This window comes from Bacillus sp. FSL H8-0516 (genome assembly GCF_038635285.1).
Classification (GTDB): Bacteria; Bacillota; Bacilli; order Bacillales; family Bacillaceae; genus Bacillus; species Bacillus safensis.
Genome location: NZ_CP152051.1, coordinates 2,552,115 through 2,567,198 on the forward strand (window position 1 = coordinate 2,552,115; position 15,084 = coordinate 2,567,198).

Sequence of the window (15,084 nt, forward strand, 5' to 3'; positions counted from 1 at the left end):
TGATATACAAAACCGCTCGGATAAACGGCTGTTTGATCGTTTGAAGACAATAAAAAAACTCGTTCCTCCATAAAAGAAGGGACGAGTTGTGGTCGCGGTACCACCCTTGTTAAGCACAAATGCATGTGCGAATAAGCTTCATTGACATAACGGAATCAAACGAATCCGGTTCACCTTTACGCAAAACCTGCGGTCCCGGTGACAACTCCAGAGGTGAATTCCTGTTTCAGCATTCCTTAAATGCACTTTCAGTCTACGATGCATTCTCCCTAAAAGGCCGCTTCTTGAAACAATCTTCCTCTATCATGGTTTTTAAAATATTAGTTTTATTATAGTGAAAATAAACGCATGTTGCAACATTATCCACGCAAATGATAAACAAGAACAGCGGCTGCTACAGCTACATTTAATGATTCTGCCTGCCCATACATTGGTACATATAAATTTTGATCTGTCATTTGCAGAATGTCTGGGTCAATACCAGCTCCTTCATTTCCAACAATTAATGCAAACGGACCTTCTGCCGTTACGCTTTTATACTCTTTCGCATCTTTTAAGGCACTTCCGTATACAGGTATGCCTCGTTCTTTCAGCTCCGTGATCGCCTGTTGAAGAGTTTGCTTTAAGATAGGCAGGTGAAAATGAGACCCTTGTGCCGAACGGAGCGTTTTTCCGTTAAACGCATCAACTGTTCCGTCTCCTAAGATCACAGCATCAAGACCAGCGGCATCTGCTGTTCGAATGAGTGTGCCTAAATTCCCCGGGTCCTGCACTGCGTCTAATAAAAGAAGCCGTTCAACCTTCTTTTCTTCAAAAACAGGAACTGTACAGACTGCGGCAATGTGCTGAGGCGTTTCTGTTTCTGTCATGGCAGAAAAGGCCTCTTCGCTCAGTTCATAAAGCTCAATGTCTGGCTGGATATGAGAAGGAAGCATATCGGGCGAGGTGACCATTAATTCCTTCACGACCCCGCTCTTTAATGCTTCTTCGACTAAATGTATTCCCTCCACGAGAAACAGCCCCGTTTTCGTTCGTTCTTTTTTCATATGGAGCTTCTTCCACTGTTTAATGTTTGTGTTTTTAGCTGATTCTATATATTTCAAGCGACGTTAACTCCTTTAATTATCATGAATTTATTATATCTCATGCACACTACATAATAAACCTGTCTTTGAGACAGAATAGGGCTATTACCATCAAAAAAGGAGTGTGGGCAATGGATTTTAATTTAAGAGGCGCAGTCATTCAAAACATTACTGGCCATAATCAAGAACAGCTTGAACATACGATTTTAGATGCTATTCAAAGCGGCGAGGAAAAAATGCTGCCAGGCCTTGGCGTGTTGTTCGAAGTGCTATGGCAAGAAGCATCAGAAAACGAGAAAAATGAGATCCTTGAAACATTAGAACAAGGCTTAAAACCTCAACAGCAGCAATAAAAGAAGCCGGTTTGCTTATAAAAGCAAGCCGGCTTTTTCATTTAGCCAGTGATAGGTGTTTCCATCCGAAGCGCTGGATCACGCCAGATTTCAACCCATTTTTTAATCGCAAACACAATAATGACAAATCCTAAGATCAGCATGATGATCGAAAGCACCGCATTCAGCACGCTGTAACCGGATGCTTCAGGATTGAGATAGACATTTGCTACCATCCAATAGCCTGCATAATTCACCGTCACATATAAGTAAGCAAGCGGAATTAAACAAGTGAGCATATATCGCCTTTTATCTGCAATTTTTAATACAACAGTTGCCCCAATGATTAACCCAACCGAAGCCATTAACTGGTTTGAAACCCCAAACAGCGCCCAAATAGAGCCAATGTCCCCTGAGTAAAGTAAGTATCCCCACATAAAACAAGCAAGCGCACTTGCAAACACCGAACCAGGTACCCAGTCAGTTCGTTTAAGCGGTTTATATGCTTCACCTAAGAAGTCTTGAATCAAATAGCGTGCCACACGTGTCCCCGCATCAATAGCAGTTAAAATAAAGACAGCCTCAAACATAATGACGAACTGGAAGAAGTAAGAAGCCAAATGACTAAAGAACGGAATCCCCGTAAAGATATACGCCATCCCTACAGCCAATGTCACGGCACCACCCGTTCTTCCTTCTAAGTCCAGGCCGATTTCCTTACTCAACTGCGGAAGGTTTTCGACACTCATACCGAGTGTACGGAACACTTCTGGCGTACTGTTTATCGCAAAATAATCCCCTGGATGCAGAGCAGTAGCCGCAATTAAAGCCATAATCCCAACTAAGCATTCCACAAGCATTGCGCCAAACGCAACAGGCTTCATATCACTCCATCGGTCCAGCATCTTAGGTGTTGTTCCTGAACCAACAAATGCGTGGAAACCAGAAATGGCACCGCAAGCAATGGTAATCGAAATAAATGGCCAGACAGGACCAGCTAATACAGGTCCTCCTCCATTCACAAACTCTGTAAACGCGGGGAATTGAATGGACGGATTCACGACAAAAATACCAGCAATCAGCGCAATGAATACACCAATTTTCATAAAACTACTTAAATAGTCCCTCGGTGCAAGCAGCAGCCAAACTGGCAGAGCCGCAGCAAAAAAGGCATAGATCGGCAGGGCAAGAGCAAGCGTTTTTGTATCAAGTGTTAAAAAATCACCTAGTGCCGTTCCTTGAATATTTGGCCCAAGGAATACACCAAACATCAGCAAAATAAATCCCGCAGATGTCGCCAGCTTTAAATTGCCTGTTTTTTTATAATACAGACCAACCCCCATTGCAATCGGAATCGTGATTCCAACTGCAAATGTCCCCCAAGGGTTACGTTCTAAAGCGTGAAGCACAACCATAGACAAACCTGCCATTGTGATGGTAATAATAAACAGCATCGCAAGCCCTGTACAAAACCCGGCAACAGGTCCCAGCTCTTCCTTCGCTACCTCTGATAATGATTTCCCCTTTTTTCGCATCGACGCAAATAAGACGACTAGATCATGTACAGCTCCGCCTATGACTGCACCAATTAAAAGCCAAAGGAGACCAGGTAAATATCCAAATTGAGCGGCTAAAATCGGACCCACTAACGGACCAGCAGCTGCAATCGCAGCAAAGTGATGCCCAAATGTGACCCATTTATTTGTCGGCACATAATCTTTCCCGTCCTCTAGCGTGTGAGCCGGTGTAGGATGATCATCTGTGACCTTTAATACCTTGACCATCATAAATGTGCCATAAAGACGATAGGCAATCGCTAAAATACACATAGATCCTATTACAATTGTAACCGCATTCATTTAACCATCCCCTTTGTATAAACAATTTGTTACAAATATAACATAAATTGATTGATTTTTCTTTCTTTTAAAACCAAGTTGACAAATAAGAATAATATGTTTATTCTTAAGGTAGCTTCACCTACTTCCATAAACTCTCTTTTGACAGGGCATTCTAGCTCTGTCCTTTTTATTGCTTTCATCTTACAAAAATAAACGCTCGATCACATGTGCCTTATTCACTAGGAAACACTCTCTTCTTTTACCAAAAACAGTTCTTTTGGCTCAACTTGAACACACCGTTCATTTCCTGGGAAATTCAATAAAAAAAGCCTTTCCCCTGTACTGAGGAAAGGCTTTCTTACTTAAGAACCGTACGTAATTTGTTCAACAGTTTTTTGATCAAGTCTTTTGATCACTTCTGTTAAAAGCTTCACTGCATTTTCATAATCATCTCGGTGAATCATTGCGGCATGGGTATGAATATATCTACTCGGAATCCCGATGGATAGTGATGGAACACCATGACCCGTTAAATGGATACCGCCAGCATCTGTCCCGCCGCCAGGCATTGAGTCATATTGATAAGGAATGTTCAGTTCATCCGCTGTTTGGACAACAAAATCACGAAGTCCTTTATGAGAGACCATTGACGCATCAAATACAACAATCGTTGGTCCTTTGCCAAGTTTGCTTGTTGCTTCTTTCTCAGTGATGCCTGGTGTATCTCCTGCAACACCTACATCAATGGCAAACCCAATATCAGGCTGAATCGTAGCCGCTGCTGTTTTGGCTCCGCGCAGGCCTACTTCCTCTTGGACAGTTGCGACGCTGTAAGCAATATTCTCATGCTGAGCATTGTGTAAGTTTTTCATGACATCAATGGCCACTGCACAGCCGATGCGGTTGTCCCATGCTTTTGCAAGGAGCATTTTTTCATCATTCATGACTGTAAACTCAAAGTAAGGAACGATTTGATCTCCAGGCAGCACGCCCCACTCCATTGCCTGTTCTTTGCTTGATGCCCCAATATCAATAAACATATCCGTAATCTCAATTGACTTTTTGCGAGCTTCAGGTGACAAGACGTGTGGTGGTTTTGAACCAATCACACCTGTGATCTCGCCCTTTTTCGTCACAATGGTGACACGCTGGGCAAGCATGACCTGTGACCACCAGCCGCCGACTGTTTGAAAACGAATGTAGCCTTTGTCATCAATTTTTGTCACCATGAATCCTACTTCATCTAAGTGACCAGCGAGCATAATTTTAGGTCCGTTTGCGTTTCCTTCCTTTTTAGCGATTAAGCTGCCAAGGCGGTCTGTAGAGACTTCATCTGCATATGATTCTATGTATGTCTGCATGACTTTTTTGACATCACGTTCATTTCCTGGAATCCCTTTTGCATCCGTTAGGTCTTTCAGCATAGTTAATGTTTGATCGAGCTTTGTCATTCCATTTATCCTCCTTTATCTTCATGGTGCATTCTTATTATACAAAACCTCTTTCGTTCAATACGATCTTTTTATGAATATTTTTTCGTTTTACGAAATATTTTTTAAAAAAAGTTGAAACCTTTTGGCGTTTTCATTCGTAGTACATCAGATAACGGTATTGGAGGTGCATCCTGTCATGTTTGTAATCCTCATGAGACTTGCTCTTGTTGCACTGCTTGTCTACATCTTCTACATGGCGGTAAAATTCTTCTCAAATCCGAGAAGAAAGCTGAAACAAGCACAATTAAAAGAAGGCTTTTATTTTATGGACGAACAGCAAAATGCACGCAAAAATTTTAATTTCGTCTATAAAGGTGTCTTGTTTGAAGGGGAGAAGCATGTTCCTTCTAAGGATCATCCTCTGTTTGTCCACTCCATTTACGTTTGGACGGAGACTCCTGAGAAGCTGAGTGAATTTACATTAGAAGACTTTGAAAAACTGGAGGAAAACATTATCGAGCGTTATCCTCAAACAAAAATTGATTGGGATCAGCCTATTAAAAAAATCAAACAAAAAAAAGGAGCAGACACGCCGTCCTAATGGCGTCTGCTCCTTTTTCAAATAACTTGGATATATCCCAATAGAATCAACTGCAAAATAATTAATACAGGCATGCCGATTTGAAAGGCAGGATGCTTTGTTTTATGCCGGAAATACTGCATTCCTAGATACGATCCGGCAGCGCCAAAAAGAACCGCAGCACTCCATAAATGCGCCTCTGAAATTCTCCATTTATGTGCTTTGGCCCGGCGTTTGTCCTCACCCATGAGAAAAAAGCCGTAGCCATTCACTAAAATAAGCAGCAGGATCAAAGCCATATTCATTCATTTCACCTCACATGATGAGAAAAAAAGATCACCCCTCGAAGGAATGATCTTTTATAAAACTTACTTGTCTAGTTGTGCTTTTGCAGCATCAGCAAGCTGATTGAATGCATTTAGGTCATTCACAGCAAGGTCAGCAAGCATTTTGCGGTTTACTTCGATACCAGAAAGCTTTAAGCCATGCATTAAACGGCTGTAAGAAAGACCGTTCATACGAGCTGCAGCGTTGATACGAGTGATCCATAGTTTACGGAAGTCACGTTTTTTCTGACGACGGTCACGGAAAGCGTAGTTTCCAGATTTCATCACCTGTTGGTTTGCTACTTTGTATAATCTATGTTTTGAACCGAAATAACCTTTTGCTAATTTAAGAACCTTTTTACGACGCTGACGCGACACAGTTCCGCCTTTTACTCTTGGCATTGTAATTCCCTCCTATGATTCCTATTCCAAATTACTTAATGTTTGCAAGTTGTTGTTTGATACGTTTGAAATCTCCAGCACTTACGATTGCGCTCTTACGCAATTTACGTTTTTGCTTTGTAGATTTGTTAGCGAACAAGTGACTTGTGTACGCATGAGAACGTTTAAGTTTACCAGAACCTGTTTTTTTGAAACGTTTAGCAGATCCGCGGTGAGTTTTCATTTTTGGCATTGGATGTTTCCTCCCTCTGTTACTTTACTTTTCGACTTTTGGTGCAAGCATGAGGAACATGCTGCGTCCGTCCATCTTAGGTTTTGTTTCTACTGTTGCTACTTCAGCGCAAGCTTCAGAGAAACGGTCTAACACGCGCTGTCCGATTTCTTTATGCGTAATCGCACGGCCTTTAAAGCGGATAGAAGCTTTCACTTTATCTCCCTTTTCAAGGAATTTGATTGCATTACGGAGCTTCGTGTTAAAATCATGTTCATCGATTGTCGGGCTCAACCGAACTTCTTTTAAGCTAATGATTTTTTGATTCTTACGTGCCTCTTTTTCCTTCTTCTGCTGTTCGAATCGGAACTTACCATAGTCCATGATTCGGCAAACAGGTGGTTTTGCATTTGCAGCAACTAACACAAGGTCAAGATTAGCTTTAGCAGCAATTTCCAGAGCTTCCTGGCGGGTTTTAATCCCAAGCTGATCGCCATTTTGTCCGATCAAACGAACTTCACGCGCACGAATACCTTCATTAACTAATTGATCTTTGCTAATAGTGAGCCACCTCCATGAGATTTTGAATTGAGTTCACAATTCATTTTGACCATTTCGTTGTATGTTTTACAGGCAAACAAAAAGTGTGGGCATATAAAACACCCACACTGCGAACATTTGCATGAAAAAATAAATGTACGGTCAACCTGTCAACTACAAACATGTGTCAATCAGGTGAGAAGCGGGTGCTTCTGCTTGTGATATCTATTCAATTCGTTAACTATTCTACACAATTTTCATTTGTCCGTCAAGTAACCGAACTCTTGAAACAACTTTTTCAGTTTAACACGATGAGACGAATTGGGCAAGACTTTTTCACACCATGACGCCATCAAAGAATCAACTGCATAAAGATTGGGATGACGATAACGGTCACAACTCCTACGACTACAACGGCGATACTTGCCATCGCTGCTTCTACTTCTCCCATCTCAATTCCAACAGAAACCCCAAGCGCATGTCCTGATGTACCAAGTGCAAGACCTTTTGCCACTGGGTTTTTAATGCGAAACAATTTTAAGAAGAAGGCACCTAGTGCATAGACAATGACTGCGTTAAATATGACCGCAAAGGCTGTGATATCTGCGATTCCGCCAATATCCTTTGCAATTGGAAGAGCAATCGCTGTTGTCGCTGCTTGTGGAAGCATGCTTTTCATCACAGCCGCATCTAAATGAATTCCTTTTGCTACGAGATATACGATCGTAATAGAACAAAGTGAGCCTACAAAAATAGCAGATAAAATTTGCCACCAATATTTTTTAAGCAAGGCTCTCTGCTTATAAAGCGGGATAGCGAAAGCAATCGTTGCAGGCTCTAAGAAAAATTTGATAATCTTGCCGCCCTCATTATAATCTGCGTAGGAAAAACCGCCAACTTTCAAAAATAAAATGCCTAGTACCATCGCCACAAACAGCGGGGTGAACAAGAAGAAGCCTTTTGATTTTTTAAATAAGAATGTCCCTATTCCAAAAGCGACCAATGAGACGACAATGCCAAAATAAGGGCTCATCGTACTTGTACCCATTTTGCATCTCTCCTTTAATGCGTACTTGAAGCTGGTTTATTTGAATGAGAAGGAGAAGATTTACTCTCCTTTGTCTCTTTACGTTTCTGCGGTCTTTCTGATAATTGCATGAGAAGCTGCGAAAACAGCCCTGTCGCTGCAAGTAGCATAATGGTTGCAATGATAATGACACCGACGACTTGCACACCCACTTCTTGCATGACACCTAGTGATTGAATAACTGAGATCCCAGAGGGAACAAATAGAAAGCTAATGAGTCCTGTCAATGATGTACCTAATTGCTCCACCTGCTCTAGTTTGACGATTTTCGTTGTTAACAAAACAAATAATAGAACCAAACCAATGACGGATGCGGGCATCGGAATCGGTAAATACATTGAAATGAGATTAGAAACGAACATTACGGTTGCAAAAATAAATGCTTGAGATAGAAATCCATATACTTTCGTGGCACTCATGCCCCTTCACCTCTTTCTTCGACTGCCCTCAGTATAAGACATGAAATAAACAAATGAAGCGTTTACAATGAAACTCGCTGGATTCAATGACTGAAATGCAAAAAACGAGTATTGAAATACAAACAAAAAAAGCCCTCCTACTCTAGCAGGAGCGACTTCTTTAATTCTTTCGCATATGTACGGCTGACAGGAATGATGGACCCGTCTGTCATATGCAGATTATACGTCGAATTAAACCACGGCTGTACTTCTTTCATATGAGAGGTATTCACGATATAGCTGCGATGAACCCTCATAAAGTAAGCCTCAGGAAGTTTCTTTTCAATGACCACAAGCGGTTCTGAGACCTCATACATGTGATTTTTTGTTTTCACGACCTTTTTCCCCTCGCTGAGTCCTACATACATGATCTCTTCAACTTGCAGGATCACAATTGAGTCATCGACTGAGATCGCTAATTTTTGCTGGCGGGGCGCTTTCTCATCTGACACCTGGTGCTCTTGCGTCTCAACAGATTTCCATTTTTTAAACTTCTGGATGGTCTGGAGCAGCCGCTCTTCATCAAATGGTTTTGTTAAGTAATCAAGCGCACTTACCTCAAACGCCTTCAGCGCATATTGATCAAAGGCTGTCGCAAATACAACCGCTGGCGGATCAGACATCCGGTTGAGCCTTTTGGCAATATCAAATCCGTTCTCACCAGATAAATCAATGTCTAAAAAGAGCAGATCCGGCTTATGGTCGACCATCCGGTCAAAAGCAGATTCTATATTTTCTGCTTCCTCTATTTGAACATCCTCTTTCGTTCTTCGTAATAAGTATTTTAATTCATCTCTTGCTAACACTTCATCATCTACGATTAATACTTTCATCAACGAGAATCATCCTTTTTTACATAGTCCATCGGAATGCGAAATGAGATGTCAGTGCCTTGGTCACTATGAATGGATAAAGCGGCTTGTCTGCCAAATATTCCTCTTAACCGCTGATCTAAATTAAAAAGGGCCGTCCCTGTTCCTTCTAGTGATTTGACAGGCGCTTTTAATAGCTGAGCCATCTTATCATCTTCAATCCCCTGTCCATTATCTGTCACTTTCATATAAACATGCCCATCTTTCATCAAAGCGGAAACGATGACTTCACAATTCGTTTGATGTTTAGGAAAAGCATGTCTCACTGCGTTTTCAACAAGCACCTGAAGCACAAAGGGCGGAATCATCACCTGCTCCAGCTCCTTTTCAATTTGAAAGGTCACATGGTACTTATTTGGAAACCTTGCTTGTTCGAGTGATAAATATGCCTCCACATGCTGAATCTCTTTATGCATTGGAATCAGCAGCTGGCGGGCACCTTGCATATTTGAACGAAAATAAATACTTAGCTGCAGCAGCAGCTTCCTTGCCATCTCCACATTGGTTCTGCATAAAACAGAGATGGTATTAATGGCGTTAAATAAAAAGTGCGGGTTCACTTGTGCTTGAAGTGCTTTGATCTCTGCATCTTTTAGCAGGCGGCTTTGGGTTTCCGCCTCCCCAAGCTCAAGCTGTGTGGAAAACAGCATCGCCAAACCTTCTGCAAGCTCCTCTTCCACCCTGCTTAATCCGACCGGAGAATTGAAATACATTTTTAACGTTCCAATCGTTTGACCGTTAGAAGTGAGCGGCAGCACGATTGCGGCTTCAAGAGGGCAATGGGCGACTGAACAATTGATTTCGTCCTTCGAATGTGCCTTCATAATCTTGCCGCTCATCAAGACTTGTTTCGACAGCCCCGTAATCAGGCTTTTAGATGGGATATGATGATCTGTTCCATCTCCGACATGCGCTAAAATCTTTTCTGTGTCCGTTAAGGAGACCGCATCTGTTTCAGTCAACCGATGAATGATCTCCGCCACACTTTTACATGACTGTTCATTTAACCCTTGGCGGAAAAAAGGCAGTGTTTGATCGGCGATCGAAAATACTCGATGTGTCTGCATCGCTTTTGCCTGCTCTTCTTGCCGAATGACTGACTGTAAAATAGATAAAAAGATAAAGCTGCCGATTCCATTCACAAAGATCATCGGCAAAGCGATGATACTGACAAGCCCCCATGCATCCGCAAATGGCTTTGCAAACAGAAGGATAATGATCATCTGTAATGATTCCATCGCTACACCAAAAAGAGCTGCTTGGCGAGGTGTGACCATTCGATTCCTCCGCTTAAATCTGCTGCCGACATAGCCTGCAATGACACCGGCTAAAATGGAAGAAATCGCACAGCTGAGCGCGGTGCTTCCCCCTAGGGTATAGCGATGGATTCCAGCTAAAAGCCCTGCACCAATCCCTACAAACGGCCCCCCGATCAAGCCACCCATTTCGATCCCCATAATTCTCGTATTGGCGATAGAGCTGGACGAGCCAAGATGATAAGAAAACTCATGATTCATGACAATTTGCTGCTGGATTTCAATTCCTGTGTAATTGCTGATCATACTAAAAGAAGCAAAAATGAAGACTAGGATTGCCTTTTTCCTAAATCCTTGATTATGTAGCAATAGATTGCGAAAGCCCTTCACATGGGCAAGCACAAATCCTAAAATAACGATGATCCCCACACGCTCGATCATCATGATAATTAAATGAAGCAAACCGGCCACCTCAAATGATGTATGTCATATCTATTGTCTTTCTATTCTATCATGTGCGGTCAATGATCAAATATCTCTCAAATCTTTTCTTTATTGCCCTCTTCTTCTATTGTAAAATGAACATGAGCCTGTCACTTGCAATTGAAGGTAACACATACATAACAAGGGAGAAGATCATGAAAGCCGTATTTTTCGATTTAGATGATACTTTGCTTTGGGATGAAAAAAGCATTCATACAACTTTTCAAGAAACTTGCCGGGAAGCGGAAAAGAAATATGGACTTGATCCAGAATCGTTTGAACAGATTGTACGTGAAGAAGCAAGAAAGCTGTACTCTTCCTATGAAACATATGATTATACTGTCATGATCGGCATTAATCCTTTCGAAGGACTGTGGTCGAATTTTAGTGAACCGATTAGCGAAGGCTTTCAAAAGCTGAACGCCATTGCACCAGAGTATCGTAAAAACGCTTGGACCAACGGCTTAAAGACAGCGGGAATTGACGATGAGGCATTTGGACAATATTTGGCTGATTTCTTTGCAGCAGAACGCAGAAAACGCCCATATGTCTATGAAGAAACATACCCTGTTTTAAACCGCCTGAAAGGCAGCTACGAATTGCTCCTTTTAACAAACGGAGATCCTAGCCTTCAAAAGGAGAAACTGGCAGGTGTTCCTGAGCTTGCACCTTATTTTAACGAAATCGTGATTTCAGGAGATTACGGGAAAGGCAAACCTGACCCGGGTATCTTTGAGCACTGCCTTCAGCTGTTAAACCTAACAAAAGACGAAGTGATCATGGTTGGAGATAATCCGAAAACAGATATTCTCGGCGCATCTCGCGTTGGCATCCAAACCGTTTGGATCAATCGCCATGGCAAGAAAAATGAAACAGATGTGACGCCTGATTATGAAATCAAAGACTTACATGAATTGTTTGATATATTAAAATAGAACAAAAAAACACCCTTCTCCTGACGAGATTGGGTGTTTTTGTATTTTTAGAGCTATATGATTGCCGCTAGACTTTGCGCTTGCCGGTCTAAGCCGCGTGCTGCTTCTCCTACAACGATGAATTCCTCACTTGCCTGCTTTACAAGATCCCGGTTTGTAAACACGGTTGTCTTTGCCCGGCTTGTGCCGCTGCTGACTTTCTCTACTTCTGCATGGATCGCCTTCACATATTGATCTACCTTGACGATCGCTTCTTTTGAATTTGTCGCAAGCTTTCGAATCTCTGCTGCCACTACACTAAAGCCATTTCCATAGGAACCCGCATGTGCCGCTTCTATTGCTGCATTTAAGGCGAGCAGCTGGGTTTGTGAAGAAATGCTGTTGATGGTTGCCGCAATGGAGCTGATGGACTCTACCTGCTCCGTTAATCCTTTTAACAAGCTCATATTTTGATCGGTTTCGTTTGCTATATGATCAAAGGAGGCATTGACACTTTGACTATGCTGAATGCCAACTTCTGCTCGTTCCATTAATTTCGCAGACATCTCCTTTAGGTCTTCTACGACTTGCTTCATTGTATGTTCTCTCTTCGTAATATCTGTTGCCACTTTCACAACACCCACTACAGTTCCTTCTTCATCTTGAACAGGTGAATATGTTGCTTCAAGCCATAAGCTGCTGCCATTTTTTGTGATCCGCTGCACTTTTTCCTGAAAGACTTGACCTTCTCTCAAACGCTTCCAAAACATGTGATAGCTCGTGTGTTCTATAATATGTGGAGGACAGAACTGTCTATGTTTAAGACCGATCATCTCTTCTTTAGAATATCCCATGGCTTTTGCAAAAATATCGTTCACCCATAGAACTTCACCTGTCACATTAAATTCAATCATTGCCAGCGAGTGCTCTAATGCACGAAGAACAGCTGATTGCTCCAATACATGTGACGAAAAATTGTTTGTTGTTTGCATCATCGCTTTCATTCCCCCAATTTGTCTCGAACCAATAGTACATACTTACCCTTACTTTTGTACTATCTAAACGTCTCTTTTTAGGAATTGGATCACTAGTGGAGATGTTCTCCAAAAAGAAAAAGCCAGTGATCTAAAGAGAATCACTGGCTGTGCTTATTATTTCTTTGCTTCTGCTACTGCATGTTTCACAAAGGCTTCAAGATCCATTGTTTCTGAATCTTGTTCCCCGTATTTTCTTACATTGACAGCGCCATTTTCTGCTTCCTGATCTCCGACGACAAGCATGTACGGAATCTTTTGCATTTGCGCTTCTCTAATTTTGTACCCAATTTTTTCATCGCGGCTGTCAAGCTCTACACGAAGACCTTCAAGCTGCAAACGTTCTTGTACTTTTTTCGCATAGTCTAAATGAACAGACGGTGAAACTGGGATGACTTGGAATTGTACAGGTGCCAGCCATGTTGGAAGGGCTCCTTTGTATTCTTCAATTAAGAAGGCAACGAAGCGTTCCATTGTAGAAACAACGCCTCTATGAATCACGACTGGACGATGGTGCTTTCCATCTTCTCCGATATATGTGAGATCAAAGCGTTCTGGAAGTAAGAAATCAAGCTGTACAGTGGATAATGTCTCTTCTTTTCCAAGAGCTGTCTTCACTTGTACATCAAGCTTCGGCCCATAAAATGCCGCTTCGCCTTCTGCTTCATAGTAGTCGTGACCAAGCTCGTCCATTGCATCCTTCAGCATCGATTGTGCTTTATTCCACATCGCATCGTCATCGAAATACTTCTCAGTATCTTCTGGATCACGATAAGACAAGCGGAATGTGTAGTCATTCAAGCCAAAGTCTTGATACACTTCTTCAATTAAACGAACTGTACGGATGAACTCGTCTTTGATTTGATCTGGACGAACAAAGATGTGTGCATCGTTTAATGTCATACCGCGAACACGCTGAAGGCCGGATAAGGCACCTGACATTTCATAGCGGTGCATTGTACCAAGCTCTGCAATACGAATTGGCAATTCGCGATAGCTGTGCGGCTCGTTTTTGTAAATCATCATATGGTGCGGACAGTTCATCGGACGAAGAACAAGATCTTCGTTGTCCATTTCCATTACTGGGAACATGTCTTCTTGATAATGCGCCCAGTGTCCTGATGTTTTATACAATTCAACACTTGCAAGAACTGGTGTGTACACATGTTCATAGCCAAGACGCACTTCTTTATCGACAATGTAACGCTCAATGACGCGGCGGATTGTAGCGCCTTTTGGCAGCCAAAGCGGAAGTCCTTGACCAACCTTTTGGGAATTCGCAAACAGTTTCAGCTCTTTTCCAAGCTTACGGTGATCGCGTTCTTTCGCTTCTTCCAGCAGACGTAAGTGTTCATTTAAATCTTCTTTGCTGAAGAAAGCTGTTCCGTAAATACGCTGAAGCATTTGGTTGTTACTGTCACCTCTCCAGTATGCACCGGCAAGGCTTAACAGTTTAAATTCTTTGATTTTCCCTGTAGACGGCAAGTGAATCCCGCGGCAGAGGTCAAAGAATTCACCCTGCTCATAAATCGTCACAGCTTCACCTTCTGGAATCGCCTCTAACAGCTCAAGCTTCAATTCATCACCAATTGCTTCAAAGCGCTTTTTCGCTTCTTCTCTTGATACTTCAATTCGCTCAATTGGCAGATTGCTGTTAATGATTTTCTTCATTTCTTTTTCAATCTTTGGTAAGTCTTCAGGTGTGATGGCAACATCGATGTCCACATCGTAGTAGAAGCCATTTTCGATGACAGGACCTACGCCAAACTGAACGTGATGCTCTTTTCCATACAGGCGTTTGATCGCCTGCGCTAGCAAATGTGCTGTGCTGTGGCGCATAATGTCGAGTGCTTCTTCACTTTTATCTGTGATGATCTCGATTGTTCCACTTTCTAATAGCGGCGTACGCAGATCTATTTCTTTACCGTTCAATTTACCGGCAAGTGCTTTTTTCTTTAGGCCCGGGCTAATTGATGCCGCGATGTCTTCTGTTGTAGCTGTTTTGTCAAACTCCTTGACTGCTCCATCTGGAAATGTAAGTTGAATTTGTTCTGACATCTCTGGTCACTCCTTTTTTTTGGCAATATAAAAACCCCGCCCCCTGGAAAGGGACGAGGTTGAATAAACGGAATCGTGGTTCCACCCTTTTTCCCGTATTTGCAGCTTGCTTTTTCATAAGCAAATACGGCTTGCGGTTCGATAACGGGAATTCCCGTCAGCCATTACTAAA

The 15,084-nt window shown here is 42.2% G+C and carries 16 protein-coding genes and 2 other annotated features (1 of these 18 cut by a window edge); of the genes, 3 read left to right on the top strand and 13 right to left on the bottom strand.

The window, feature by feature from the left end; translation table 11 throughout:
- Nucleotides 1-359: 359 nt before the first annotated feature.
- On the bottom strand, nt 360-1,103 hold the full coding sequence (locus tag MHB67_RS12915) for an RNA methyltransferase (protein WP_342492552.1): 744 nt from the start codon (nt 1,101-1,103) through the stop codon (nt 360-362).
- A 113-nt stretch (nt 1,104-1,216) separates the two neighbouring features.
- On the opposite strand from MHB67_RS12915, the gene sspI reads away from it, so the two are divergent.
- On the top strand, nt 1,217-1,438 hold the full coding sequence (sspI, locus tag MHB67_RS12920; RefSeq protein WP_024425725.1) for a small acid-soluble spore protein SspI: 222 nt from the start codon (nt 1,217-1,219) through the stop codon (nt 1,436-1,438).
- Nucleotides 1,439-1,479: 41 nt separating this feature from the next.
- On the opposite strand, the gene cstA is transcribed toward sspI, so the two are convergent.
- Both cstA and MHB67_RS12930 read right to left on the bottom strand, forming a co-directional pair.
- Nucleotides 1,480-3,276 carry a carbon starvation protein CstA gene (gene cstA / locus MHB67_RS12925; RefSeq protein ID WP_024425724.1) on the bottom strand — a complete coding sequence of 599 codons (1,797 nt, stop codon included), beginning with the start codon at nt 3,274-3,276 and terminating at the stop codon, nt 1,480-1,482.
- A 344-nt stretch (nt 3,277-3,620) separates the two neighbouring features.
- Nucleotides 3,621-4,709, bottom strand: coding sequence for a M42 family metallopeptidase (locus MHB67_RS12930; RefSeq protein WP_024425723.1), 1,089 nt, complete (start codon nt 4,707-4,709; stop codon nt 3,621-3,623).
- Between the two features lie 178 nt (nt 4,710-4,887).
- Here MHB67_RS12930 and MHB67_RS12935 point away from each other — a divergent pair, with 178 nt between their 5' ends.
- On the top strand, nt 4,888-5,292 hold the full coding sequence (locus MHB67_RS12935; RefSeq protein ID WP_024425722.1) for a hypothetical protein: 405 nt from the start codon (nt 4,888-4,890) through the stop codon (nt 5,290-5,292).
- A gap of 17 nt (nt 5,293-5,309) precedes the next feature.
- Here MHB67_RS12935 and MHB67_RS12940 read toward each other — a convergent pair whose 3' ends face one another.
- The 8 genes from MHB67_RS12940 to MHB67_RS12975 form a co-directional block, all read right to left on the bottom strand.
- The gene (locus MHB67_RS12940; protein WP_024426128.1) at nt 5,310-5,576 is read right to left on the bottom strand and encodes a DUF1294 domain-containing protein; all 267 of its coding nucleotides are present in this window, start codon (nt 5,574-5,576) and stop codon (nt 5,310-5,312) included.
- A gap of 63 nt (nt 5,577-5,639) precedes the next feature.
- A complete protein-coding gene (rplT, locus tag MHB67_RS12945) occupies nt 5,640-5,999 on the bottom strand; it encodes a 50S ribosomal protein L20 (protein WP_007501659.1) in 360 nt (119 codons plus the stop codon).
- Between the two features lie 31 nt (nt 6,000-6,030).
- A complete protein-coding gene (rpmI, locus tag MHB67_RS12950) occupies nt 6,031-6,231 on the bottom strand; it encodes a 50S ribosomal protein L35 (protein WP_003216324.1) in 201 nt (66 codons plus the stop codon).
- Nucleotides 6,232-6,255: 24 nt separating this feature from the next.
- Entirely contained in the window at nt 6,256-6,771 is a 516-nt protein-coding gene (infC, locus tag MHB67_RS12955; protein WP_024425720.1) for a translation initiation factor IF-3, read from the bottom strand.
- A 71-nt stretch (nt 6,772-6,842) separates the two neighbouring features.
- Nucleotides 6,843-6,974, bottom strand: a sequence feature (ribosomal protein L20 leader region).
- A gap of 128 nt (nt 6,975-7,102) precedes the next feature.
- Nucleotides 7,103-7,798, bottom strand: a complete 696-nt coding sequence (gene lrgB, locus MHB67_RS12960) for an antiholin-like protein LrgB (RefSeq protein ID WP_024425719.1) — start codon at nt 7,796-7,798, stop codon at nt 7,103-7,105.
- Nucleotides 7,799-7,812: 14 nt separating this feature from the next.
- Nucleotides 7,813-8,256: an antiholin-like murein hydrolase modulator LrgA gene (gene lrgA / locus MHB67_RS12965; RefSeq protein WP_056768112.1), complete on the bottom strand. Its 444-nt coding sequence runs from the start codon at nt 8,254-8,256 to the stop codon at nt 7,813-7,815.
- A gap of 137 nt (nt 8,257-8,393) precedes the next feature.
- Nucleotides 8,394-9,131: a LytTR family transcriptional regulator DNA-binding domain-containing protein gene (locus MHB67_RS12970; protein ID WP_034624188.1), complete on the bottom strand. Its 738-nt coding sequence runs from the start codon at nt 9,129-9,131 to the stop codon at nt 8,394-8,396.
- Nucleotides 9,128-10,885 (bottom strand): sensor histidine kinase, encoded by a 1,758-nt coding sequence (locus MHB67_RS12975; RefSeq protein WP_342492553.1) that lies wholly within the window; start codon nt 10,883-10,885, stop codon nt 9,128-9,130. Before MHB67_RS12975 ends, MHB67_RS12970 begins: the two co-directional genes overlap by 4 nt.
- A 176-nt stretch (nt 10,886-11,061) precedes the next feature.
- Between MHB67_RS12975 and MHB67_RS12980 the strand changes: the two genes are divergently transcribed.
- A complete protein-coding gene (locus MHB67_RS12980) occupies nt 11,062-11,841 on the top strand; it encodes an HAD family hydrolase (RefSeq protein WP_024426132.1) in 780 nt (259 codons plus the stop codon).
- 53 nt (nt 11,842-11,894) lie between these two features.
- Here the strand turns inward: MHB67_RS12980 and MHB67_RS12985 are convergent, their stop codons facing one another.
- Complete coding sequence (locus MHB67_RS12985; protein WP_149126396.1) at nt 11,895-12,815, bottom strand: methyl-accepting chemotaxis protein; 921 nt, start codon at nt 12,813-12,815, stop codon at nt 11,895-11,897.
- A gap of 156 nt (nt 12,816-12,971) precedes the next feature.
- Nucleotides 12,972-14,912, bottom strand: coding sequence for a threonine--tRNA ligase (thrS, locus tag MHB67_RS12990; RefSeq protein ID WP_024426134.1), 1,941 nt, complete (start codon nt 14,910-14,912; stop codon nt 12,972-12,974).
- Between the two features lie 46 nt (nt 14,913-14,958).
- Nucleotides 14,959-15,084, bottom strand: a binding site (T-box leader); it runs 122 nt beyond the window's last position.

Coding starts and splice junctions, on each gene's coding strand:
- sspI (WP_024425725.1), top strand. CDS start 1,217: ATGGATTTTAATTTAAGAGGCGCAGTCATTCAAAACATTACTGGCCAT.
- cstA (WP_024425724.1), bottom strand. CDS start 3,276: ATGAATGCGGTTACAATTGTAATAGGATCTATGTGTATTTTAGCGATT.
- MHB67_RS12930 (WP_024425723.1), bottom strand. CDS start 4,709: ATGACAAAGCTCGATCAAACATTAACTATGCTGAAAGACCTAACGGAT.
- MHB67_RS12935 (WP_024425722.1), top strand. CDS start 4,888: ATGTTTGTAATCCTCATGAGACTTGCTCTTGTTGCACTGCTTGTCTAC.
- MHB67_RS12940 (WP_024426128.1), bottom strand. CDS start 5,576: ATGAATATGGCTTTGATCCTGCTGCTTATTTTAGTGAATGGCTACGGC.
- rplT (WP_007501659.1), bottom strand. CDS start 5,999: ATGCCAAGAGTAAAAGGCGGAACTGTGTCGCGTCAGCGTCGTAAAAAG.
- rpmI (WP_003216324.1), bottom strand. CDS start 6,231: ATGCCAAAAATGAAAACTCACCGCGGATCTGCTAAACGTTTCAAAAAA.
- lrgB (WP_024425719.1), bottom strand. CDS start 7,798: ATGGGTACAAGTACGATGAGCCCTTATTTTGGCATTGTCGTCTCATTG.
- lrgA (WP_056768112.1), bottom strand. CDS start 8,256: ATGAGTGCCACGAAAGTATATGGATTTCTATCTCAAGCATTTATTTTT.
- MHB67_RS12980 (WP_024426132.1), top strand. CDS start 11,062: ATGAAAGCCGTATTTTTCGATTTAGATGATACTTTGCTTTGGGATGAA.
- MHB67_RS12985 (WP_149126396.1), bottom strand. CDS start 12,815: ATGATGCAAACAACAAACAATTTTTCGTCACATGTATTGGAGCAATCA.
- thrS (WP_024426134.1), bottom strand. CDS start 14,912: ATGTCAGAACAAATTCAACTTACATTTCCAGATGGAGCAGTCAAGGAG.